15 protein-coding genes are annotated in these 23,901 nt (G+C 64.9%); 1 reads left to right on the forward strand and 14 read right to left on the reverse strand.

Annotation, left to right across the window (positions count from 1 at the left end):
- The first annotated feature begins 169 nt into the window (after positions 1-169).
- Positions 170-1,132 carry a hypothetical protein gene (locus CH302_RS23540; protein WP_037187202.1) on the forward strand — a complete coding sequence of 321 codons (963 nt, stop codon included), beginning with the start codon at positions 170-172 and terminating at the stop codon, positions 1,130-1,132.
- Between the two features lie 161 nt (positions 1,133-1,293).
- Here the strand turns inward: CH302_RS23540 and CH302_RS23545 are convergent, their stop codons facing one another.
- From CH302_RS23545 to glf, 14 genes are all read right to left on the reverse strand, one after another.
- Positions 1,294-2,838 (reverse strand): acyl-CoA carboxylase subunit beta, encoded by a 1,545-nt coding sequence (locus tag CH302_RS23545; RefSeq protein WP_037187200.1) that lies wholly within the window; start codon positions 2,836-2,838, stop codon positions 1,294-1,296.
- A 3-nt stretch (positions 2,839-2,841) separates the two neighbouring features.
- A complete protein-coding gene (gene pks13 / locus CH302_RS23550) occupies positions 2,842-7,878 on the reverse strand; it encodes a polyketide synthase Pks13 (RefSeq protein WP_037187198.1) in 5,037 nt (1,678 codons plus the stop codon).
- A gap of 43 nt (positions 7,879-7,921) precedes the next feature.
- On the reverse strand, positions 7,922-9,820 hold the full coding sequence (fadD32, locus tag CH302_RS23555; RefSeq protein WP_037187195.1) for a long-chain-fatty-acid--AMP ligase FadD32: 1,899 nt from the start codon (positions 9,818-9,820) through the stop codon (positions 7,922-7,924).
- 180 nt (positions 9,821-10,000) lie between these two features.
- Positions 10,001-10,999: an LLM class F420-dependent oxidoreductase gene (locus tag CH302_RS23560; RefSeq protein WP_037187193.1), complete on the reverse strand. Its 999-nt coding sequence runs from the start codon at positions 10,997-10,999 to the stop codon at positions 10,001-10,003.
- A 207-nt stretch (positions 11,000-11,206) separates the two neighbouring features.
- On the reverse strand, positions 11,207-12,160 hold the full coding sequence (locus CH302_RS23565) for a cutinase family protein (protein ID WP_037187191.1): 954 nt from the start codon (positions 12,158-12,160) through the stop codon (positions 11,207-11,209).
- Positions 12,161-12,170: 10 nt separating this feature from the next.
- The gene (locus tag CH302_RS23570; RefSeq protein WP_094650085.1) at positions 12,171-12,716 is read right to left on the reverse strand and encodes a DUF732 domain-containing protein; all 546 of its coding nucleotides are present in this window, start codon (positions 12,714-12,716) and stop codon (positions 12,171-12,173) included.
- A gap of 82 nt (positions 12,717-12,798) precedes the next feature.
- Positions 12,799-14,700: an alpha/beta hydrolase-fold protein gene (locus CH302_RS23575; protein ID WP_082323460.1), complete on the reverse strand. Its 1,902-nt coding sequence runs from the start codon at positions 14,698-14,700 to the stop codon at positions 12,799-12,801.
- 222 nt (positions 14,701-14,922) lie between these two features.
- Complete coding sequence (locus CH302_RS23580) at positions 14,923-15,936, reverse strand: alpha/beta hydrolase (protein WP_052047297.1); 1,014 nt, start codon at positions 15,934-15,936, stop codon at positions 14,923-14,925.
- 329 nt (positions 15,937-16,265) lie between these two features.
- Positions 16,266-17,276, reverse strand: a complete 1,011-nt coding sequence (locus tag CH302_RS23585) for an alpha/beta hydrolase (RefSeq protein ID WP_176460763.1) — start codon at positions 17,274-17,276, stop codon at positions 16,266-16,268.
- Positions 17,277-17,495: 219 nt separating this feature from the next.
- On the reverse strand, positions 17,496-19,361 hold the full coding sequence (gene zomB, locus CH302_RS23595; RefSeq protein WP_037187184.1) for a flagellar motor control protein ZomB: 1,866 nt from the start codon (positions 19,359-19,361) through the stop codon (positions 17,496-17,498).
- Complete coding sequence (locus CH302_RS23600) at positions 19,339-20,244, reverse strand: decaprenyl-phosphate phosphoribosyltransferase (RefSeq protein WP_037187181.1); 906 nt, start codon at positions 20,242-20,244, stop codon at positions 19,339-19,341. Before CH302_RS23600 ends, zomB begins: the two co-directional genes overlap by 23 nt.
- Positions 20,241-20,777: a phosphatase PAP2 family protein gene (locus tag CH302_RS23605; RefSeq protein WP_052047296.1), complete on the reverse strand. Its 537-nt coding sequence runs from the start codon at positions 20,775-20,777 to the stop codon at positions 20,241-20,243. Before CH302_RS23605 ends, CH302_RS23600 begins: the two co-directional genes overlap by 4 nt.
- Positions 20,755-22,662, reverse strand: a complete 1,908-nt coding sequence (locus tag CH302_RS23610; protein WP_037187178.1) for a glycosyltransferase — start codon at positions 22,660-22,662, stop codon at positions 20,755-20,757. The genes CH302_RS23605 and CH302_RS23610 overlap by 23 nt, the downstream gene beginning before the upstream one ends.
- Positions 22,659-23,888 (reverse strand): UDP-galactopyranose mutase, encoded by a 1,230-nt coding sequence (gene glf / locus CH302_RS23615; RefSeq protein ID WP_176460764.1) that lies wholly within the window; start codon positions 23,886-23,888, stop codon positions 22,659-22,661. The genes CH302_RS23610 and glf overlap by 4 nt, the downstream gene beginning before the upstream one ends.
- Positions 23,889-23,901: the final 13 nt, after the last annotated feature.

Raw genomic sequence — 23,901 nt, forward strand, 5'->3', positions numbered from 1 at the left:
GACTTCATCGGACTCCATCTGCCGGCTTTATCATTCGAGTCCGACAGCATCGTCCGGCTCGCGACCTGTAGCAGCCGATCCATCCACAGCCTCGTCGGGTATCCACAGACAATCGGCGACAGCGTCTAAATGCGAAAAACGTGTCGGTGCCGAATTCGACTCTTCGGGCATGAAAAGACGACAGTGGAACGCAGGTTCGTTGTTCGACCTGAGCTCGACCGGCGTAGTGACGCGCCGACAGCTTCGCGAAGTGGGCGTGAGTGACGCAGCGATCGACGGCAGATGCGCGGCAGGCGGTCCGTGGCAGCGGTTGCTACCGGGTGTCGTACTGCTGCGCAACGGCCATCCCTCGACCCTCGAGCGCTCAGCCGCGGCGCTCGCGTACGGCGGCCCGACGAGCATGATCACCGGCTGCGTCGGACTCGATTCGTTCGGATACGGGACCAACGGATCCTCCGGGGAGGTTCATCTGCTGCTGCCCGCGGAGATGCGTCGGGCATCGGTGTCTTTCGTCCGAGCAGAGCGGACGTGGCGGCTTCCCGAGCCGATCACCAAGGGCAGCATCCGAGTTGCTCCTCTGGTGCGTTCATTGGTCGACGCCACGCGGGCCGCGAGATCCGAGGCACGGTGCGTCACCTTGCTGACCGAGGTGCTCCAAAGAGGCAGCGCGTCCATCGACGAAATCGCCACCGAATTGGCCGAAGGGCCGCGACGCTACAGCGCGCTCACCCGACGTGTGCTTCTCGAGTTGCGGGACAACGCGCACTCGGTGGCCGAACTCGAGGATCAACGTCTGTACCGAACCAGCGGGCTGCCCACGATGACGCACAACTGCGACATCTACGCCCGAAGCGGAGAGTTCATCGCCAACACGGACGGGTGGATCGACGCCGTGGCACTGGCACGGGAGATCGATTCCGTGACCCATCATCTGTCACCGGCCGACTACCAGCGGACACAAGCCCGACGCAACCGAATGCAGGCCCACGGTCTGATCGTCGTATCCCATTCACCGCAAGACATCCGCGATCGACCGCATCAGGTGCTCGACGACCTACGGATGAACTACCAGCATGCTCTCGCCCGACCTCGACCGGATGTAGTGATGGTTCCGCGTGAATCGACCGCGTGAATGGGCCATAGAACACGTCTGACCGGTGCAGTGGTCCATTGACACCGGCCCGGCTGACGCGTGAATGGACCATTGCATACGTCTGAACGGTGCAGTGGTCCATTGACGCGAACGGGAGCGAAGCGACCCCCTGCGAGGGCAGGGGCACCACTTCAGTCCGACTAGATCGGAAGCAACGAGTGCTTACGTGGACTCTTGTGCACTTCCTTGTCCTTCAGGATGTGCAGGGCCTTACGAATTTCGAGGCGCGTCTGGGAGGGCTCGATGACCGCGTCGATGTAGCCACGCTCGGCGGCGATCCAGGGCGTTGCCACGTGTTCGTTGTAGAAGTTGATGAGCTGCTTGCGTAGCGCCGGTGCATTCTCTCCGGCCTCGGCGAGTTGTTTGCGACTCATGATGTTGATGGCACCTTCGGCACCCATGACGGCGATGCGGGCGGTCGGCCAGGCGAGGTTGATGTCGGATCCGAGCTGCTTCGAGCCCATCACCGCGTATCCGCCGCCGTACGACTTACGAATCACCACAGTCAGTTTCGGCACTGTCGCTTCGACGAACGAGAAGATGAAGCGGCCACCGCGATGGATAACGCCGAGGGTCTCCTGGTCGACGCCGGGCAGGAAGCCGGGTGTGTCGACCAGGAAGATGATCGGAATGTTGTAGGCATCGCTGAGGCGGATGAACCGGGCGCATTTGTCCGCTGCCTTGGCGTCGAGCGCCCCGGACAGATGCATCGGCTGATTGGCGACGATGCCCACCGGCCGGCCGTCGACGCGGGCGAAGCCGGTGATGACGTTCGGTGCCGTCTGGCCCGACAGCTCGTGGAATTCACCGTCGTCGAAAATACGCAGGATGATGTCGTGCATGTCGTAGCCGGCGTTGTCGGCGTCGGGCATGAACGAATCGAGCTTGCGATCGGAGTCGGTGAGCTCGGGCTCGAGCCCCGGGTTGATCACCGGCGACTCTTCCTGACAGCTCGACGGCATGTAGCTCAGGTAGTTCCGGATCCACTCGAACGCGGCCTTCTCGTCCGCTGCCACGTGGTGCACGTTGCCGTTGACCGCCTGGACGCGAGCACTGCCCAGTTCGTCGAGGCTGACGTCCTCACCGGTGACGGACTTGATGACGTCCGGGCCGGTGACGAACATGTACGCCTCTTCGGTGGCGACGACGATGTCGGTGTTGATGGGCGCGTACACGGCACCACCGGCACACTTGCCGAGGATCAGGGAGATCTGCGGGCACAGACCGGACAGCGCCTCGTGGCGTCGGCCCAGTTCGGCGTACCAGGCCAGCGACGTGACCGCGTCCTGCACACGTGCTCCACCGGAGTCGTTGATGCCGACGACGGGGCAGCCCATCTTGATCGCGAAGTCCATGATGCCTGCGACCTTGCGGCCGAACATCTCGCCGACGGTTCCGCCGAACACCGTCTGATCGTGCGAGAACACGGCGATCGGACGGCCGTCGACGGTTCCGTGACCGGTGACGACGCCGTCACTGTAGAGGGCGCCGGGATCGTTCGGGGCCTTCACCAGTGCGCCGATCTCGACGAAGCTACCGGGATCGAGCAACGAGTTGACGCGATCGCGGGCGCTGGGGATGCCCTTCTTCGCGCGCTTCGCTACGCCGATGTCGCCGGCCGGCTCCTTGGCCTGTTCGAGCTTCGCCCGTAGTTCGGCCAGCTTCTCCGCAGTGGTGCCACTCAAGATCTACGCTCCGGTTCTTGCAGACTCGATGTTCTCGAGCGTCTTCGACAAATGGGCCGCAATTTTTCCAATGTACGGCTCGTCGACGACGGCGAGATGGTCGCCTCCGACGTACACGATCTCGAGGTCCTCGACCACAGGTCCCCAGCCACCGTGCTCTTCACGGCTGGCGTACGCGGGCTCGAGGGCGATGGCGTCGTCGTGGTACTTGTCGGCCATGTACAGCGTCACGTGTCCGCCGTACTTCTTGAGCTCGGCCGTCTGGATCGCCCGGTTGTCGAGCCACGACGTGCGCTGGTGCTCGATGATGCCGCCGGGGATCTTCGCGCCACTGAGCTTCACCAGATCGGTGATGATGCGGATCTGGCCCTCGTCGTCCGATTCGACCAACTTGTCGTACGGAATCGGGTAGTCGACGTTGTAGGTCTTCTTCGCGAAGGCCGCGTACCGCTCCCAGCGCTTGCGCACCTCGTCCTTGGTGTCCGGGATCTGCGTACCGGGCATGACGGTGTCGAGCAGCCCGACGTAGGCGACCTCGATGCCCTCTTCCTCCATCTGACGCGCCACCTCGTAGGCGAGGATGCCGCCCAGCGACCAGCCGACGAACACGTACGGTCCTTCGGGCTGGATCGCCTTGATCAGCGGCACGTATTCCGCTGCTCGTACGGCGATGGGCCCTTCGACGCGCTCGAGTCCGTACATCGGCGTGCCTGCAGGCAGCTTTCGCAGCAGCGGCTCGTAGGCGACGGTGGAGCTACCGGCCGAGTGGAACGCGAACACCGGTGTGGCGGTGGAACCTTCGGGGCGGGCACGCAGGTTGCGTACGACGCCGTCGATCTCACCGTCTTCGAGGTGCGGACGAACCTTGTCGGCGAGCTGCTCGATGGTCTCCGAGTCGAGGACGTCGTCGAAGGTGATCTCGCCGCCTGCCCGCTCGGTCAGACGAGCGGCCAGCTTCTCGGCCGTCTCGTCGTCGAGGATGGGCAGGGTGTTGAAGATGCCCTTGGCCGATTCCTTCGTCACCACAGCCCATGTCGCGAACGTCATCCGCTCGGCATTGTCGCGCGGAGGCACGTCGGACCCGGCGGCCTCGGCGAAGGCTTCCTTGCCGCCGAGGTCGGTCTGCGCCGCGGCAGCAACAGCCGGGGCAGCCGTCTCGACGGGAGCGACGTCCTCGGCAACGGGGGCAGGCTCGACCGGAGCAGGCGCAACAGCAGCCTGCTCGGCCGCCTTCTCCGCCGCCTGCTTGTCTGCGAGGGCCTGCACCTCGTCGCGGTTCTCGATCGCGTAGCGCAGGTACTTCTCCACCTCACGCAGATTCGCGTCGCGCACGGCCTGCAATTGCACTGTGGGGATGTCGAATTCGTACTCCACCCGGTTCTTGATCCGGACGGCGCTGAGCGAATCGAGACCCAGTTCGATCAGCGGAACCTCGGGCGGCAGATCCTCGGGCGCGTAGCCCATGGACTCCGCGACGATGATGGCCAGCCGGTCTTCGAGCTTCTGATTGCCGTTGGGATCCCAGCGATCACCGAAGGTCTCGACGACCTCCGGCAGTTCCTCCATGGGAGAAGAGGAACGCTCTTCCAGAGCGACAACGGGTTCCGGACGCACATCACCGGACGTGACGACGGCCTCGTGCAGCAACGTGAACGCCGAGCCCTCGTGTGCGTGCACCTGAACCGACGCGCCACCGAGGTGCGAGGTCAACGTCGTGACGACAGTGCCTACCTTCGGCACGCCGGCATGGGACACCGAAACACCCAGGGCCACATCGGAGAACACCTGCGACGCAGCAGCAGTGACGAGTGCATCGAAACCGGTGACGGCCGAGGCCTGAACTTCCCAGACGTGGCGGCCGTCGGGCAGTGCGACGCGTGCGCCGGGCACCCGCGTGTTACCACTGGAGCTGACCTGCGAGTTGAGCCAGAACTCCTTGCGCAGGTACGCAGTTCGCGGGATCGGCGCGTACGGACCGGACTCGAACAGCGTTGCCAGTTCCAGTGCGTGGCCGTGGACGTACAGCTGCGCCAGAGCGGCGAGGAAGGTCTCGGACTCGTCCTCCTTGCGCTTGAGCGTCGGGATCAGAGTCGAATCGGCGACGCCTGCAGCCCATGCCGTGGCGGCCACCGACATCAACGCGACGGGGTTGGGAGCGAGCTCGACGAACGTCGTGTGACCGTCTCCCACAGCGACATTGACGGCCTGAGTGAACCAGACCGGATGACGCATTCCCTTGGTCCAGTAGTCGACACCGTGGATCGCCGCATGCCCGACGCGATAGTGCGCCTCACGATCGACCGACGAGTAGACCCCGGCGGTGAGCTTGCTCGGTTCGATTCCGGCCAGTTCGGCGGCCAGCTCACCGAGCAGCACGTCGACTGCTGCGGTGTGTCCGGCACCCTTGACGTCGAGCAGGCGGGCCATCTTGCCTGCTGCCTCGGCCATGTCGACGAGAGCCTCGACCTCGGCGCGTGGTCCTCCGACAGTGGTGTGCGTCGGTGCTGCGTAGACGCAGGGTTCGACGTTGGGGAACTGATCGGTGAGGGTCTTGACCTCGTCCGGGGTGTATTCGACGAGAGCCATGGCACCCTGCGATGCGGCTCCGAGTCCGTCCTGCCCCTCGGCCAGCAGTCGCGAACGGGCGTAGATGATGCGCACTGCGTCTTCGAGGTTCAGGCCACCGGCGACGTAGGCGGCGGCGACCTCACCCATCGAGTGGCCGATGACGGCTGCCGGCTCGGCACCGTGCGCGCGAAGCGTTGCCGCCAAGGCGATCTGGATGACGAAGATGCCGACCTGGGAGTTCTCGAACTCGTAGGTCTGCGAGTCGTCGAGGATGATCTCGCGGATGGAGTAGCCGGCCTCGTCGACGAGCAGCTCGTCCACCTTGTCGACCTCGGCCGCGAACACCGCGTTGGTGCGGTACAGCCGCGATGCCATCTTGCGATGCTGCGAACCGAAGCCGGAGAACACCCACACGGCGCCGTTGGACGCGGGTGAATCCGCGGAGAACAGCCCCGGGCCAGGCTTGCCGGCTGCGATGGCGCGCAGGCCCGCGATGGCCTCGGCCGTGGTGGAGGCCAGAACCACTGCGCGCGAACGCCCGTGGTTGCGGCGGGCCAACGTGCGGCCGACGTCGACGAGAGGCGTCGTGCTGCCCTCTTCGGTCTCGAGCCAGTCGGCCAATTCCGATGCAGCCCGCTTACGACGCGACGGCAGGGCGGCGGACACAGCGAGAATCACTGTCTCCGAGCCGGTTTCAGTATCGGACACAGTGGACTCTGCCAGGCTGGTCTCGGCCTCGGCGACCGGGCTGGTCGTCTCGGAATCGAGCTGCTCCTCGTAGACGCCCTCCACCACCGCGGCGTCCGGGTCCACGGCCGAGGGGTCGAATGCGCCGTCGGTCTCACCCGGGACGTACTCGCGCACGACGACGTGCGCGTTGGTGCCACCGAATCCGAAGCCGGACACGCCGGCGACGGCCTTGCCGGTGTACCGCGGCCAGTCGGTGGCCTCCGGGATCACCTTCAGGTGCGCCTTGTCGAAGTCGATGTACGGGTTGGGGCCCGCGTAGTTCAGCGAGGCGGGCAGCTTGTTCTGCTGCATCGCGAGGACGACCTTGATCAAACCTGCTGCGCCTGCGGCAGATTCGAGGTGGCCGAAGTTCGTCTTCGCCGATCCCAACAGTGCCGGCTTGTCGGCGTCACGGCCACGACCGACCACACGACCGAGAGCGTCGGCCTCGATCGGGTCGCCCAGAATGGTTCCGGTGCCGTGCGCTTCGATGTAGTCCACGCCCGACGGGTTGATACCGGCGTCGCGGTAGGCGAACCGAAGCGCATCGGCCTGTGCGTCCGGGCTCGGTGCGAGCAGTCCGTTGGAGCGGCCGTCCTGGTTGATCGCGGATCCGGCAATGACGGCGAGGATGTCGTCCCCGTCGCGTTCGGCGTCCTCGAGTCGCTTGAGCACGACGAGTCCGCCGCCTTCGGAGCGGATCATGCCGTTCGCGTCGGAGGAGAAGGCCTTGATTCGGCCGTCGGGCGCAAGCACACCCGTCTGGCCGAATCCGACGGTGATGGGCGGCGCGAGCAGCATGTTGACGCCACCGGCAACGGCCAGATCGGATTCGCCGGTACGCAGACTGCGCACCGCCTGGTGCACGGCGACCAGCGACGACGAGCATGCGGTGTCGACGGCGATCGACGGCCCGCGGAAGTCGTAGAAGTACGACACTCGGTTGGCGACGATGGCGGTGGACGTGCCGGTGAGGGCATACGGGTGCACGGCCGGGTCGCTGACGGCGATGAGCTGGTAGTCGTTGGAGGAGCTGCCGATGAAGACGCCGACCTGGCTGCCCTTGATCGAGCTAGCCGGAATGTGCGCGTGCTCCAACGCTTCCCAGGTCAGTTCCAGCGCGAGCCGCTGCTGCGGATCGACGTTGACGACCTCGTTGGGCGACATCGCGAAGAACTCGGCGTCGAAGGTCTTGACGTCGTCGAGGTAACCGCCCTTGGTCACCGTCGCGGCCACCGCCGCAGCGATGACGGGATCGGAGGTGAATTCCTGCCAGCGGCCGTCGGGCAGATCGGTGATGCCGTCGCGGCCCTCGATCAGCAGCGACCACATCTCTTCCGGAGTGTGTCCGGTGCCAGGGAAGCGGGAGGACAGACCGACGATCGCGACGTCGTGCGCGTCGCCCGACTGGCCACCGCTGGTGTAGAACGCATCGTCGACGGTGCCGACCGGCTCGTCCGGCTCGCCCTCGATGATGATCTTGGCGAGCGAAGCGATGGTGGGGTGCTGATAGACGACGGTGGCGGTCAACGTGACCCCCACGAGTTCCTCGATCTCGCCGCTCAGTGCGACGGCATCGCGAGAGGACAGACCGAATTCCTCCATCGGGCGGTCGTCGGAGATGGCCGACGCCGGTTGCCCGGTCGCGTCCGCAACCCAGTTGCGCAGCCAGTCCCGCAGCTGCGCAACCGTGAGGTCTCCGCCGTCCACGCGCTCGATTTTGTCTGTCTCTAGTTCAGCCATTACTCACCAAGTCGTGTCGGAGGAAAAACGGAAGATGCGTCCGTCAGTCGGGCAGTTCTGCGTCCGGGAAGGCCGTCTGCTGGTAACCGCCGCGCAGCGTGCCCTCGATGTACGCCGCCTTGCATGCGCGTCGAGCGATCTTGCCGCTCGACGTACGCGGAATGGAACCGGCCGGTACGAGGAGGACGTCGCGAACCGTGACGCCGTGCCGGGCGGACACTGCGGCACGCACCTCGTCGGCGATCGGAGCCGGGTCTGCCTTGCCGGAGCCGGGTGCGCGCTCGGCGACGATGACGAGCTGCTCGGAGCTGTCGTCGGAGTCCTTGGTCAGGGCTGCGCCACTGAACTCGAACACGACGTCCGGAAGCTGGTTGAGCGGGACGGCGAAGGCCGCGACGAAGCCGGGACGCAGGGCCTTGCTGGCTTCCTGAGCCGAGAACTCGATGTCCTGCGGGTAGTGATTGCGGCCGTCGACGATGACGAGGTCCTTGACGCGGCCGGTGATGTAGAGCTCACCGTCGTGGTAGACGCCGAAGTCGCCGGTACGCATCCAGTTGCCACCCTCGGGAGCGCCCTCTGCGTGCGAGCCCTCGGGATTGCGGTGGACGAGCTTGTTGTGGAAAGTCTCCGTGGTCTCGGTTTCGCGGCCCCAGTAGCCCTTGCCGATGTTCTCGCCGTGCAACCAGATCTCACCGACATGCTCGTCGGCAACCTCGCCGGCGGTCTCGGAATCGACGATGGCAGCCCACTGGCTGCGGGCGACGGTTCCGGTGGACACCTGCGGGATGGCACCGGGGGCGTCGGGGGCGACGACGACGAAGTTGCCCGCGTTGAGCTCGACGCGGTCGACGTAGACCACCTTCGCCTCGTCGGCGTGCTTGCTGGTGGAGACGAACAAAGTCGCCTCCGCCATGCCGTAGGACGGCTTGATCGCGGACTTCGGCAGACCGTACGGACCGAACGCCTCGTTGAACTTCTTCATCGACGACGTGGTGACGGGCTCACTGCCGTTGATCAGACCGATGACGTTGGACAGGTCGAGGCTCTCGCCGTTCTTCGGCAGACCGCGCTGGGCGGCGTGCTCGAACGCGAAGTTCGGTGCTGCTGCGAAGGTGCCTGCGCCGTCGGAGACTGCGGCGAGCTCCTTGATCCAGCGCCAGGGCCGCTGCACGAAGGCACGCGGGCTCATGATCGTGATGTACTTGCCGCCGAGCGCCGGGAGGATGACGGTGAGCAGGCCCATGTCGTGGAACATCGGCAGCCAGGTGACGCCGCGGGAGTCGTGGTTGATCTCCATGCTGTCGACCATCTGCAGCGCGTTCACGCCCACTGCCCGGTGCGTGATCTCGACGCCGGCCGGGGTACGCGTCGAGCCGGACGTGTACTGCAGGTAGGCGATGTCGTCGAGCCCGGCCTTGGGCTCGACCCACGTCTCGCCGACGCTGTCCGGGACGGCGTCGACGGCGATGATCCTGGGCCGCTCCGCAGCAGGCAGCGCGCGGAAGAACGCGCGCACGCCTGCAGCCGAATTGCTCGCGGTGAGGATGGCGCTGGGCTTGCAGTCACCGAGGACGGCATGCAGGCGGTCGGTGTGACCGGGCTCGTCGGGATCGAACAGCGGAACCGCGATGGTGCCCGCGTAGATCGCACCGAAGAAGGCGATGACGTACTCGAGTCCCTGCGGGGCCAGGATGGCCACGCGATCACCGGGCTGGGTGACCTGCTGCAGGCGAGCAGCGACAGCTTTGAGGCGAGTACCGAACTCGGCCCAGGTGAGCTCGTGAGCTTCACCGTCACGTTCCCGGGAGTAGTCGACGAACCGGTACGCGAGCGTGTCGGAATTCTCCTGCACGTTCACCTCGACGTGGCGGACGAGTGTCTGCCCTTCGCCGATGGTGATGTGGCCGTTCTCATCGATGAAATCATCGAACGTGTGGCTCATTACTTCAATCTCCTCCGACACGAATCCGCTGCCACACAGCCTGCGTGACCTGGGCCCACACGACCGGCTACGTGCATGCAGACACCGAACAGCGTTTTATGTTACTGACTAGTAGCTCTTACGGTGTCGGTTTGGCACCTGGTTTCGAGGCCAGCTACATCGTACCGACACGCGCCTACGTCACTCGCCTTTCAGCAAGTCGACAACCGGCGCGAATGCTTCCATTTGAGTAGGGAAAACCCCGACATAGGACATCGTCGTTCGCGCGCGAACGTTACGGATCTGATCGGCAATTTCCTCGTATGTCCCGAATGCGAGGTACGGAGACGACAGAATGTCCTCGACGGTGAGCTTGACGTCGACGTCCACGTTCGGCGGGTAGCCGTTGTCGAGTGCCGCCAGCGCCATCTCGGCCATCTGCTCCCGATCGTCGGTGACGACGATCGTGGTGATGGCCCAGTTCAGTTCGATGTCGTCGAACCGATCCCCCGCAGCGCTGCGAATGAGCTCGACTCGCTCGAGGGTCTTCTCGATGGTCATGCCCGAGAGCAACAGCTTGCCCTCCTTCGAGGTGCTCGGCACCACGGAGATGATGTCGGCGTGCTTGGCCGCGAGCGCGAGCATCTTCGGACCGCCACCGCCGATGCAGATCGGAGGACGCGGTCCCTGCCGTGGCCGAGGACTGCCCTTGAGTCCTGCGATCGTGTAGTGCTTGCCCTCGAAGTTGCATTCCTGACCGCGCAACAGGACGTCGAGAATTTCGAGGGTCTCTTCGAGCTTCTCGATGCGCACGCCCGGGCGGTCGTACGTGATACCCGCCTTGTCGTACTCCTCACGCATCCACCCGGCACCAAGACCGAGTTCGAGTCGACCGCCCGACAGCACGTCGATGGTGGCCGCATCCTTGGCCAGCACCGCAGGATGCCGGAAGCCGTTGGCCAGGACAGCAGTGCCGAGCCGAATCTTGTCGGTGGCGACGGCGAGTGCTCCGAGTGCCGCGATCGGACCGACCTGGTTGCCCAGGTGGTCGGGAATCATGAAGCTGTCGTAGCCCAGTTCCTCGGCTTGTTGCGCCAGCTTGATGAACTTCCGAGCCCCGCCCTCCTCGGCGTTTCCCTCTCCGCCTGCAGCGAATCGGAATTTGCGCGGCCCTGCGGTCGCGGCCTCGGCGGAACTCATCTATTGCTCTCCTCGGAGTGTGCAGCGGTCTTGTTTCGGGTGGCGAGAGCAGCCCGGCCGAGGCCGATCTGCGCAGGTCCAAGGCGCCACTCTAGCTGCTGACCGGAGTCGATCACACCGGCTGGGGGGTTTCACGGCTCAGGTTTGTGCCTGGCAATAGATCGCCACGCATTGCGTTGTGACGTTTCCGTTATGAAGCGTCATCGCTCACGAATGCGCGGGCGTCGGGGCGTTCTCGATCAGTCCGGCGGCCCACGCAGCGGTCCACTGAGTGGCCGTCGTACCGGATTCGTCGACGACAAAACTGTTGTACGACGCATGAACGGGGTTGCCTGCAGCACCGATCAGAATTTGGATGCTCTGCGGAATGTTGCGGAGCGACAATCCATCCGACGGTGACGAGCAGATCAAGTCGCCGGGAGCGCAGATCTCGTTGGTCCGGTCGTCGAGAGCACCGAAGCCACCTTCTCGACGCCCCGTCATCGTGATGCCGGGCAGGTCGAGTCCGCCCAGAGCGACCTCTGCACCGACGCCGTCGAGCGGGGCCGGAACGTCGGTACCGGAGACGCCGTCGCGTCGACCGTCGGCGATGACGGTGACACCGAGAACCCGATCGGCGGAGATGGGACCGTTGCCCGCTCCGATGTCAGCCGCGATGTCGCCGGCGATGACCGCGCCCTGCGAGAAACCGGTGAGGACGAAGTTGGTCAACGGGCAACGCGCGCTGACATCGGTCATCTTCTGCACGGCGACGGCTTTGCCTTCGGTACGACTGTTGTTGTAGGACTGCTGGCCGTCCGGCGGCAGTGCGATGGGGTTCGAGAACTGAGCCACGTACGGCACGGTGTAGACGTCGGCTCGCGAGCCGGGGAACTGCTCCTGCAGCGGGCGAGTGACGTTGAGCATCAGCGAGGCCGGATTGGCCGTCGGGTTGTACGGATCGTCGGTGGCAGACGACTCCCAGGTACCGGGAATGGCGATGACCTGGACGTCGGGGCAGTCCGCCGGCTGCGACGTCGGCTCCTCGGGACCCGGCGGTACCGGGATACCCGGTTCCTTCGGCAGCCGTCCGGCCAGCAGGTACCACAGAGCGACGATGATCAGACCGATGATCGCCGCAACGGCGATCACCGGAAGAATTCTGCGCTTACGCTTGGCCATCACCGTGGATCTACGGCCTGCAGTAGGTCGCCTGCGCGGCGGCGATGTAGGTCTGGGCTGTTTGCTGAGCCTGCGTCTCGCTCACCTGAGTTCCGCCTGCGCTGGCCTCGACGCCGACGTTCGCAGTGACGAACGTCGAGATCTCCTCCGCCGCGACTCCCTGCGCCTGCGCGGCACAGATGTAATTGGCCGTCGACACCGCGATGTCGCCGTTGCCCGCCGGAGTGATGCCCTGCTTCTTCAACTCGTCCAGGAAACTCGTACCGCGGTCGTCGATCTGGCTTTCCGTCGGCCCCGGGAAATCGTCCGGGACGGGCTGCGGCTGCTCGGGCGGCGCGGTGGCCGCCTCACCCGGGCTTGTGGTGGGCGCAGCAGTGGTGGTCTCGGCAGCCGACGTCGTCGAACTCGCCTCGGTCGTCGTCTGAGCGGCCGCGGTGGTGCTCGTCGGCGCTCCGGTCGCCGTCGAGTCGTCACTCCCGCAGGCCACCAGCATCGCACTCGCCGCCACGGCGAACACACCGAGCGACAGAGTCCTGGTGAGGGAATTACGCGTCATCGATCGAAATCCTTCGGTCGTCGGGTTCGCAGGCGACAGTACCGCCACGCTCTGAGAGGACTCTGAAGAGTCGTGCACCTCGCTACGGCGCGATCGTGGCAACGCCGTCCTTCAGCGTGATGATGCCGAACTGGAAGTTCTGCTGCTTACCGCCACCGTCGATGTCGAACTGATCGCTGGTGGGGTAACCCAACCGGCCGCCCTCGTAGCCGACCGATCCCCACGCGTCGAAGATCGGACCGTACGGGGTGGACCAGGCTCCGCTCAGAGGGCTCCAGTAGATGTTGCCCGTCTCGAACTGGTTGAAGCGTCCGCCGTCCCTGATCGGGCCGAGCTCGTTGGACTTGGGGAACCCGAGAGCTCCACCCTCCCAGCCCAATTCGCCGTACTTGCCCAGAATCATGCCCTGCACCGAGTGCACCCCTGCGTCGGGCGAGGTGTAGATGGCACCGATCTCGAAGCCCTGCACCGATCCGGGCTTGTTCGGCGTCGCGACCTCGTCGAGCACGGGGTAGCCCAGCGGTCCGCCCTCGTAACCCTGGGCGGCCCACTCGTCGAGCACCGCGCCCTTGACCGCGTGCGCACCGGTCTGCGGCGTGAAGTAGACCATGCCGTTCTGGAAAGCGTTGAACCGTCCACGACCGTCGGGAGTTCCGATCTCGCCGGTCGTCGGGAAGCCGAGAGCGCCCTCGGGGCCCCTGTTGCCCTGATAGATGCCACCGATGGCACCGGCGACGACCTGCGCCCCGGTATCGGGGGTGAAGAAGACCCGACCGAAGGTGAAGTCCTGAGCCCGTCCGCCTGCCACGTTGTATTCGGCGGTCAAGCACGGGCCGAGCCACGAATTGGCACCGCTCGCGTTGCCGATCAGTCCGGCAGCGCTGCACGCGGGATTGTCGACCTCGACACCGAGTGCGGTGGCGAGCTGCGGCCACAGCTGATGCAGCTCGAACTGCCAGTACGGCCACGAGTGCGTGCCCGACGGCCGGTAGTTGACCTGAGCGGGAATCCCGAGCTGATTGAGCTTGGTGGCGAACGTCTGCGAGGTCAGTCGCGACAGGATCTCGAGCCCCATGCCGGCGTAGTTGGTGCTCACGCCGGGAATGGGCGACGGCTGATCGTACGGTCCGGCCGAGCCGTTGCCGCTGGAGATGTACAGACTGACGCCCTCGAGCTTGTCGGCCAACATGTACGGATCATGCTGTGCCCACAGCGAATTCGACGGCGGCCCCCACATGGCGCTCGAGTTGAACCCGCCGGCGTCGGTCATCGCGTACTGGATGGCCTGCGGCATGCCGAGCGAGGTGGTGCTCAGGATGCCCGAGAGCGATCCGGCGAACTTGAAGAAACCGGGATTACGCGCTGCGAGGAACATCGCGGACGTGCCGCCCATCGACAGTCCGACGACTCCGCGGTTGTCGGTGCTGCGCCAATCGCGTTCCAGAATGGGCGGAAGTTCCTTGGTCAGGAACGTCTCCCACTGGTAGTTCTTTCCGTTGTCCTGATCGACCCAGTCGGAGTAGAAGCTGGACTGGCCGCCGATGGGCAGGACCACGTTGACGTTCTTGTCGGCGAAGTACGACTCGGCATCGGTCTCGGCCGTCCAGCCGTTCTCCTGATCCGTGGCGCGCAGTCCGTCGAGCATGTACACCTGCGGGAACGTCGCCTGCGGGTTGATGTTCCAGTCACGTGCGAGCAGCAGCTGAACCTGGATGGGCGTGCCCATCGACGGAGATTCGATCCACAGGGCGACGCGACGGTCGGAGAGCCAATCCACCGAGGTCACCGTGGCACCGGACGTCTGCGTGTAGGCAGGCCCGGCAAGTGCGACAGGTGCCGTCCGCGCGACGGGGGCAGCGGAGGCAACGGTCGTCGTCGCGAAGGGGATCATCAGCGCGGAAGCGACGGTCAGCGCTGCTGCCGCTCGCCGAGCCCGTGTGCCGGCCGATGTAGTCCGACCGAACCGAACAAGCTCAGTGCGCATGATGGTGACTCTCTTTCGACGTGACTTTCGAAGGTCTCCTATCGAGACATGCTTCGTATGTCTTTCTACACGTGCCCGATGCCGACGAGCAGCAGACTCGCTGTGACTGGTGGTGCAATTGTGAACTGGGTCGACGGTGGCGATCACGGTCGAGACCGAAAAATGCCGCCCGGCGCACAGACGCGGGGCGGCATTTCTCGAAGAACAACTTGTCGATCGGTGTCAGGCGTTGAGCGCGTCCAGGATCTGGCCGCGAGCCTTCCACAGCTCGGCTCCCCAGTACGGCCATGCGTGAATGCCGTTGGACGGGAAGCTGTAGGTGGCCGGGATGCCGAGGGTGTTCATGCGGATCTGGAATGCACGGGTGTTGGCGAGCGAGAGGGCCTCGAGAGCCATGCCGTTGGCGGTGTTGTAGAAATCGATCGGCGCGGCCGGTCGATCGAACTCGCCGGGCAGACCACTGGCTGCCGAGATGTACAGGGACATGCCCTCCAGCCTCGGTGCGAAGACGAACGGGTCGTTACGCAGCCACGCCGGGTTCCAGGGCGGTCCCCACATGGAGTCGACGTTGAAGCGTCCGGCATCGAGCATGGCGACGCGGATGGCCTCGCGCATGCCGGGTGCCGAGATGTTGAGGTAGCCCGAGAGCGAACCGGCGAACTTGAACTGATCGCGGTGGTACGCGGCGAGCGTCAGAGCGGCCGAACCACCCATCGACAGTCCGAGAACACCGTTGTTGCTGCGCGAGACACCGTAGTTCTCGAGGAACGCAGGCAGTTCCTGGGTCAGGAACGTCTCCCACTTGTAGGTGACTTCCTGGCCGTTGAAGTTCGACGAGGTGTACCAGTCGCTGTAGAAGCTCGACTGACCACCGACGGGCATGACCAGGGTCACGTCGTCGTTTGCGAACTGATCCTGCGCGTTGGTCTCGAACGTCCAGGCGTTGCGGTCGTCGCGTGCGCGCAGTCCGTCGAGCAAGTAGAGAGCAGCGTTTCCGCCGCGGGCCGCCCACTGCACCTGAACCTTGATGGGGCCCATCTCGGACGGGACGATCAGGTCTTCACGGCCACCGGCAGGGGCCTGATGCGCGACAGGAGCGGGCGCTGCAACAGCCACTGCTCCACCGACGACACCGGCTGCGAGGGGAAGGACGAGCGCTGCAGCACCGACGCCGAGCAGGCGCTGACGCCAGCGTGAAGACGCCTTCGGTGTTCTGCTGAGGCCGGCAAATCGCATGAATAGTGCTCTCTCTCATCTACGCGGTCTCCGCGACATGCGGCCCCCGGCAATCGAACAGGGCTTACTGGTGGCCCCTCGAGGCCGAAGGACGACGTGGTCCCGAAAAATCTGAGGTTCTGCTGTGAAAACAGGCGAACCGCTCGATGGAGGTTATTCCATCGAGCGGTTCCAAGGCAAAACTGTGATCAGCGTCCCAGTTTCACCTCGACGTTTCCCTGAAACAGGAGACTATCCTGCCCGGTCCCCGCTGAACAGCCCTGAAAAGTCGTGAAGTTTCACGAAAGGCCGAAAAACGGGCGAAACAACCGAAATGACCGTTGACCGGGTCAGTTACCGATGTTGGCGCTCAGGTCCGGTGCCATGATGCGGATCTGCTCGCCCCAGTAACCCCACTGGTGGGTACCGACGGCCGGGAACGCATACGTGACGTTGTTGGCACCGATGCTGGCCATGCGGATCTGGAACGCTCGACTGTTCGCCAGCGCGATGGCCTCGAGGCCCATGCCGTTGGCGGTGTTGTAGTAGTCGATGAAGCTCTGCGGGCGATCGAGTCCGCCGGGCAGACCGCTGCCTGCGAAGACCCACACGCGCGTTCCGTTGTCACGCAGGCGAGGTGCGAAGACGAACGGGTCGTTGCGCAGCCACGCCGGATCCCACGGCGGTCCCCACATCGCGTCGATGTTGTAGCGGCCGGAGTCGAGCAGGGCCAGACGCATCGCTTCACGCATGCCGGGAGCGGAGATGTTCAGGTAACCGGACAGCGAGCCTGCGTAGCTGAACTGGTCCGGGTGGTACGCAGCGAGCGTCAGAGCAGCCGAGCCACCCATCGAGATGCCGATGACACCGTTGCGGTTCGGGTTGAAGCCCCAGTTCGCACGCAGGTTCTCGCGCAGGTTCTGGGTCAGGAAGGTTTCCCACTTGTAGGTGGTCTTCTGCCCGTTGAAGTTCGAGGGTGCGTACCAGTCGGAGTAGAAGCTCGACTGTCCGCCGACCGGCTCGACGACGTTGATGTTCCAGGAGGCCAACACTGCACCGGCGTCGGTCTCGTGCTCCCAGCCGGAGATGTCGTTGGTGGCCCGCAGCCCGTCGAGCAGGTAGACGACACGGTTGGTGTTACCGTCCGCGGCGCGCCAGACGCGGCTCTTGATCGGACCCATGCTCGAGTCCGTCCATACGTCGATGGCATTGCCGTCGAAGGCCGCGTTGGCAGTTGCGCCACCACCGGCTACAGCCAATCCCAGTGGTAGGACCACTGCCATCAGCATGGACGTGGCGGCGCGGCGTCCCCAGGACCCACCTCGCTTGTCCTCGGACCGGCTCTTCCTTCTACCCAGCATGCACTCGACCTCTCAGCTGCTTCGTCGTCACATCGGTTACGCAATCAACGCTTGATCTCGCAAGTTCACCATGTCTGTCGTCCGACCACACAGGTCGGACGCATACACATCCTCCGCACTTATCGCGCGAAGGACGACCCCCGTTACATGATCGAGATAGCTCATCTTGGCGTCGAGACCAATTCGGCGCAACCCGGTGACCCTTTCGTGTTCGGACACCTAATTGTCTGCCTTCAATATCGGGGCCGGAAGATCACATCGTTGTATTTCGTACTTCGGCACCCGATCGAACCGATATCCGGCGTAGAAGAGCGAACGCTTGAAATTCCGGACGAACAGTTCCTTCGTCAACGGAGCCCGATACGAGGTCAGCAGCTCCTGAGTGTCGGGGCAGGTCAGCGCCACCTGAGCCTCGGTGACCCAGTCCTCGTCCATGTACCAGGGCAGGTACGGATGGACGGCGACGAGCCCGAGATCGGCCACCACCCAGTCCGGATACAAGTTCTTGTCGTGCCCGATCCGGCCGTTCTCGAGCCGCTCGGTGTGCGACGCCAACGGGTAGGCCAGCCCCATCTGATCGATGACCCGCACGTCGAGGCCGACGTTCATGCTGGTCATTCCGAGGTTCAGGAAGAAGACGGTGTGACCGAACCCACCCTCGGGGATGGGCAGCGGTGGTGGCACGACATCCCAGTACGTGAACTGCGCCGACGGCAACAGCAGGCCGCCGTCGGGAGTGTCCTCGATCGCCTCGACCATCCCTCGCATCCGCGGGTAGTCGAGGTAGTCCGAGGCCAGGATCGGATGAGCGTGCCCGGTGTTGAGCGAGTAGAACGCTCGCTCGTCGACGATGCCGCTCCGGCCGACGATCGAGCCCTGCGGCATACCCGTCGTATTGGCAGCCACGACGGCCCAGACGACGATGCCACCCCAGACGAAAAGATCGGCGGCGAAAACCGCTGTGGCGCGGTCTGCAGACCAGCGTTCGGGGAGGGCAACCGGCAGCACCGAAATCGGCAACAAAAGCGTGAACAATGCCGGCAACAATGTTCGACCGTGCATGAAATCGCCGCCGACGCGAATCGCGTACAAAGCCAGCAGAAGTCCACTGATCAATACGAAGACGACCACGGCGGTCGGCGTCCGTAGTGCGGCGAGCCAGCCGCCGACGGTACGGGGCAGGGACAACTGCACTCGGGAGGCCGACAGAACGGCACCGACGACGAGCAGTACGAGCGGCAGCCACAGCAGGTACGGGCCCACGAGGTTGGACAGGTACTCGAACCCCTGCGACCACTTGGCTCCGCCTGCATCCTTCGAGACGGCGGTGTTGGGGTACGGCAGGCCGTAGTAGCCCATGCGCCAGATCTGATAGAGCACCGGCACTGCTCCGGCGAAAACGAACACTCGGAGCCGGGACAACCAACTCTGCGGGGCCAGGAAGATCATCGCCAGCGCCAGCACCGCCACGATGGACAGTTCCGGACGCACCAGCGGGCCGAGCCCGGCGAAGAAGGCCAGCAGCAGCAGCTCGACGCCACCGGCGCGGCGCTGACCCCACCGAACCATCAGCAGCCACAGCATCGCCAACCAGAAGATGACCAGGCAGGTCTCGAGGCCGGACGTCGCGAAGTCGCGGGCGGGCGGAACCGCGATGTAGACCAGTACACCGGCAGGCAGGAACAGAGTTTTCGTCGCGGTGCGGCCGCGCAGCGCGAACGTGCCGATCATCGCGATGACGACGGCCGCCGTGGACAGAACCAGTGCGATCGTCAGGACGACGTACTCGAGCCTGCCCTCGCTCAGCCAACTGCCCGCATAGACGAGGTAGGTCCAGATGGTGCTGGTGTTGGTCTCCACCCGTTCGCCCGCATTGAACACCGGTCCGTTACCTGCCAGCAGGTTACGGACGGTTCGGAGAACGATCAGGCCGTCGTCGGCGATCCAGCGGCGCTCCCACGCACCCCAGAGGAACAACGCCCCGGTGACCACGGTCCCGATCCAGAAGACGGGCCGGGTGATCGGTGCCCGAGCGGAGTTCTCTTCTCGCGCGTCTCGCTGGTCAGGCGAGGTAGACAGCGACACCAACCACTCCGATCCACGCTATGGCGAGTAGCTGCAGAACCCTGTCTCCCAACGCGATCTCTTCGGGTTCGCCTGCCTCGCCTCCATCGACATCCACTGCATATCGCAGGATTGCGATAGTAAACGGAATCATCGAGATGGCGAACCAGTTGGCACCCGTGCCGGCGTCTTCCTGGAACGCCCACAGGCCGTAACAGATGACGACGGCAGTCGCGGACAGTGTCCAGACGAATCGCAGGTACGTGGTGGTGTAGTTCTCGAGCGATTTGCGAATCTTCGCTCCGGTGCGTTCGGCGAGCTGCAGCTCCGCGTAGCGCTTACCGGCCGCCATGAACAGCGAGCCGAACGCCATGATCAGCAGGAACCACTGCGACAGCGGGATCGAGGCAGCAACTCCACCGGCGATCGCGCGGAGCAGGAAGCCCGAGGAGACGATGCAGATGTCGAGCACGGCCTGGTGCTTGAGGCCGAAGCAGTACGCCAGCTGGATGACGATGTAGACGCCGATGACCAGCGCCAGCTTCCAGTTCGCAATGAACGAGAGGCCGATGGCGAGTCCGAGGGACACCACCGCCATCGCGTAGGCGATGTTGACGGGCAGCACGCCCGCGGCGATCGGCCGGAAGCGCTTGGTGGGGTGCGCGCGGTCGGCTTCGACGTCCATGGCGTCGTTGACCAGGTAGACCCCGGAGGCGGCGAAGCAGAACACGACGAACGCCAGCGCAACGGACAGCAGCACGTCGCGATCGGTGACCGACCCGGCCGCCAGCGGCGCAGCCAGCACCAGAACGTTCTTGACCCACTGACGCGGACGAAGCGCCTTGACGATGCCGTCCGCCAGGTTCTTCGGCGGTGCGCCTACGGGTGCGGCATCCTCGCTCATTTGTCTCCTTCGAACTTCACGACGGCCGCAGCCGTCAACGCGCCGAGTGCCGATCCTGCCAGCACGTCGGTGGGGTAGTGGACTCCGAGCACCAAGCGCGAGAGCAGCATGGGTGGGACGAGGACCGCCGGTAACGGTAGCCCGGTCACCCGGCCGAGGAGAACCGCGGCGGCTGTGGTGGATGTCGCATGCGAGGACGGGAAGCTCAGCTTGCTGGGTGTCGAGACGTTGATGCGCACGGCCGGATCGTGCGGGCGTGGCCGGCGCACGATGCGCTTGATGACGATCGACGCGGCGTGGGAGCCGACTGCCCCGACGGCCACCGAGGCCCACTGACGCCGACGCGGCTTGTCCAGTGCGGCTCCGATACCGGCGATCGCGACCCAGCCGAGTGCGTGTTCGCCGAAGTGCGACATGCCACGGGCGACGGTGATCGCGCCGGGGGCACTGCCGACGGTGCTCTGCACCTTCTCGAGGATCCTGACTTCCGTCGGGGCCTCGGTCTGGCCCTTACGCCTGGTAACGAAAGACACGTTCCCACGTTTCCTTACTGGTCAGGTGCGGCACGGCATCGCGGTACCGAGCCTTGAGGGCGGGGAATTCGGCTGCCAACTGCTTGCGCAGCGACAGGGCTTCCTTGAGCAACGCCGCGGCCTGCTGACGATCCCGCTTGCGGTAGACGACGCCACGGCCGTCGGCGGTGGTGACGGTGACGCCGTCGACCTGGGAGAGCAGGAACCAGCGCGCGTCGAGGGTCGGGACGTTGAGCTGCGGGCGCTCGTGGTGCTGGGTGTGCGCGGGCTTTGCGTTGTGCAGCAAGCCTTTTGCCAGACGGCGGACCTTGGAGATCGGGTTGGTCGGCAGGCCGACGGCTCCGACTTCCTCACCGGACGCGAGCGGCAGCTCGGTGGAACTGCCGACGACGACCGCGTCGGGAAATTCCTTGCGCAGTGCGTGCACGGTCGGCAGCGCGGTGGGCAGGATCTCGAGGATGTGCTCGGGGCCCGCCAGGAAATCGCGGATCGCGAGGTTCTGAATGGCGACCGTCGAGTATTCGAGGCACAGCAGGTGCTTGACCGTGGCCTTGATCGTGTCGAGCACCAGGCCCTTGCCGTCGCCCGGCATGTGCAGCGATGCCACCACGAGGCGGTTGCGCAGATGGAAGTACGCCTGCCAGTCGATGGCGTCGTCCTTGTCGCTCCACGCCATGTGCCAGATGGCCGCGCCCGGCAGTGTCACCGTCGGGTAGCCGGCTTCCCGTGCGCGCAAGCCGTATTCGGCGTCGTCCCACTTGATGAACAGGGGCAGCGGCTGCCCGAGTTCCTCGGCGACGACGCGCGGAATCATGCACATCCACCAGCCGTTGTAGTCGACGTCGATGCGGCGGTGCAGCAGTTTGCTGGTGCGCAGTGGGTCCTCGGAGAAGTCGTGGTCGTACTCCACGTTCTGCGCGCCGGTCCACATGAAGTTGCTGCGGTCGATCACTTCGCCCATGACGTGCAGGTGACTGCGCGCCTGCAGGTTCAGCATCTGGCCACCGACGAGCGTGGGGACCTTGGCGAACCGAGACATGGCCAGCGCCCGCAGGATCGAATCGGGCTCGATCTCGATGTCGTCGTCCATGAACAGGATGTGTTGGCACGAGGTGTTGTTCAGTGCCTCGTACATGATGCGGCTGTATCCGCCGGATCCGCCGAGGTTGGCCTGATCGTGGATGGCGAGTCGGCCGCCGAGTGCCGCTGCGGCCTCGTCGAATCCGGGCTCGTCCTTGGCCTTGCGGGTGCCCTGATCGGGCATGATGACGGCCTCGATCACGTCGAGAACCAACGGATCCGAGCCAAGGGCCACAAGGGCTTTGACGGCGTCGGTCGGGCGATTGAAGGTAGGGATACCGACCGCGACGGTGGCCTCGCCCGGTGCCTCGATCGGCGCATACCAACCCGCGCTCTCGAGCACCACCTCGGAGTCCGAGGTGATGTCGAACCAGATCCAGCCGCCGTCCTCGAACGGACCGAGGTCGATCAGAAACTCCTGCGCTGCATCGCCGTCCACTGCCTCGCGGCCCTCGACGTGAATGCGCGACGCGTCGGCCTTGGACCGGTAGACGTCGATCCGGCAGTGTCCGGAGACCTCGACGCGCAGCACCACGGACTTCAGGACGCTGTAGCGCCGCCAGTAGCTCGCCGGGAACGCGTTGAAGTAGGTGCAGAACGACACCTCGGATTCGGAGCCGATCGTGACCGAGGTCCGCGAGAGCGAGTGTGCGCGTTTGGCGTTGGTGAGCGCCTCTTCGAGGTACAGCGTGCGCACGTCGAGCGGTTCACCCGAGCGCGGCAGCAGCACCCGCTGCAGCAACGACTTTCCGAGAATCGGGGCGACATCCGCGGCCCCGTCCTCGAGCAGGTGCTTGGCGGTCACTTGTCGCCTGCCAGGGGTGCGCCGGTCTCGAAGTGCGGAACCAGGGTGTTCTCGTACATGTTCAGTGCGCTCGCGATGGCCATGTGCATGTCCAGGTACTGATAGGTGCCGAGGCGTCCACCGAACAGCACTCCGCTCGAGGCCGCTTCGGCCTTGGCGCGGTCGCGGTAGGCCTCGAGCTTGCTCCGGTCGTCCGGAGTGTTGATCGGGTAGTACGGCTCGTCGCCGCTCTTGGCGAAGCGGGAGAACTCGCGCATGATGACCGTCTTGTCGGTCGGGTACTGGCGCTCGGGGTGGAAATGACGGAACTCGTGGATCCGGATGAACGGCACGTCGCCGTCGTTGTAGTTCATCACCGGGGTGCCCTGGAAGTCACCGGTCGGCAGCACTTCGGTCTCGAAGTCGATTGTGCGCCAACCCAGTTCGCCCTCGGAGTAGTCGAAGTAGCGGTCCAGTGGGCCGGTGTAGACGATGGGAGCGTCGGGGCTCTCGGCCACGAGCTCGGCCTTGACGTCGAACCAGTCCGTGTTCAACCGGACCTCGATCTTCTCGTCGGCTGCCATCTTCTCGAGCCACGCGGTGTAGCCGTCGACCGGCAGTCCCTCGTAGGTGTCGTTGAAGTAACGGTTGTCGAAGGTGTACCGCACCGGCAACCGGGTGATGTTGCCCGCGGGGAGATTCTTCGGATCGGTCTGCCACTGCTTGGCGGTGTAATCCTTGATGAACGCCTCGTACAGCGGACGCCCGATCAGTGAGATCGCCTTCTCCTCGAAGTTCTGCGCGTCCTTCGAGTCGAACTCGTTGGACTGCTCTTCGATGAGAGCCCGCGCCTCGGCAGGCGAGAAGTACTTGCCGAAGAACTGTGAGATCAGGCCGAGGCCCATCGGGAACTGATACGACTGACCCTTGTGCAGCGCGAAGACGCGGTGCTGGTAGCTGGTGAAGTCGGTGAACTGGTTGACGTACTCCCAGACCCGCTTGTTCGAGGTGTGGAACAGATGCGCGCCGTACTTGTGGATCTCGATACCCGTTTCGGGCTCGGCCTCGGAGTACGCGTTGCCGCCCAGGTGGTGCCGCCGATCCAGCACGAGGACACGCTTGCCCAACTGGGACGCCGCCCGCTCCGCCACGGTCAGTCCGAAGAACCCGGATCCGACGACGATGAGGTCGTATCGGCCGGTCACGGAGGCGTCGGAAGAGGTGGTCTCGGGGCTTACAGCAGTCACGGGCAACCAGGGT

It is taken from the genome of Rhodococcus sp. 15-2388-1-1a (assembly GCF_002259145.1).
Taxonomy (GTDB): domain Bacteria; phylum Actinomycetota; class Actinomycetes; order Mycobacteriales; family Mycobacteriaceae; genus Rhodococcoides.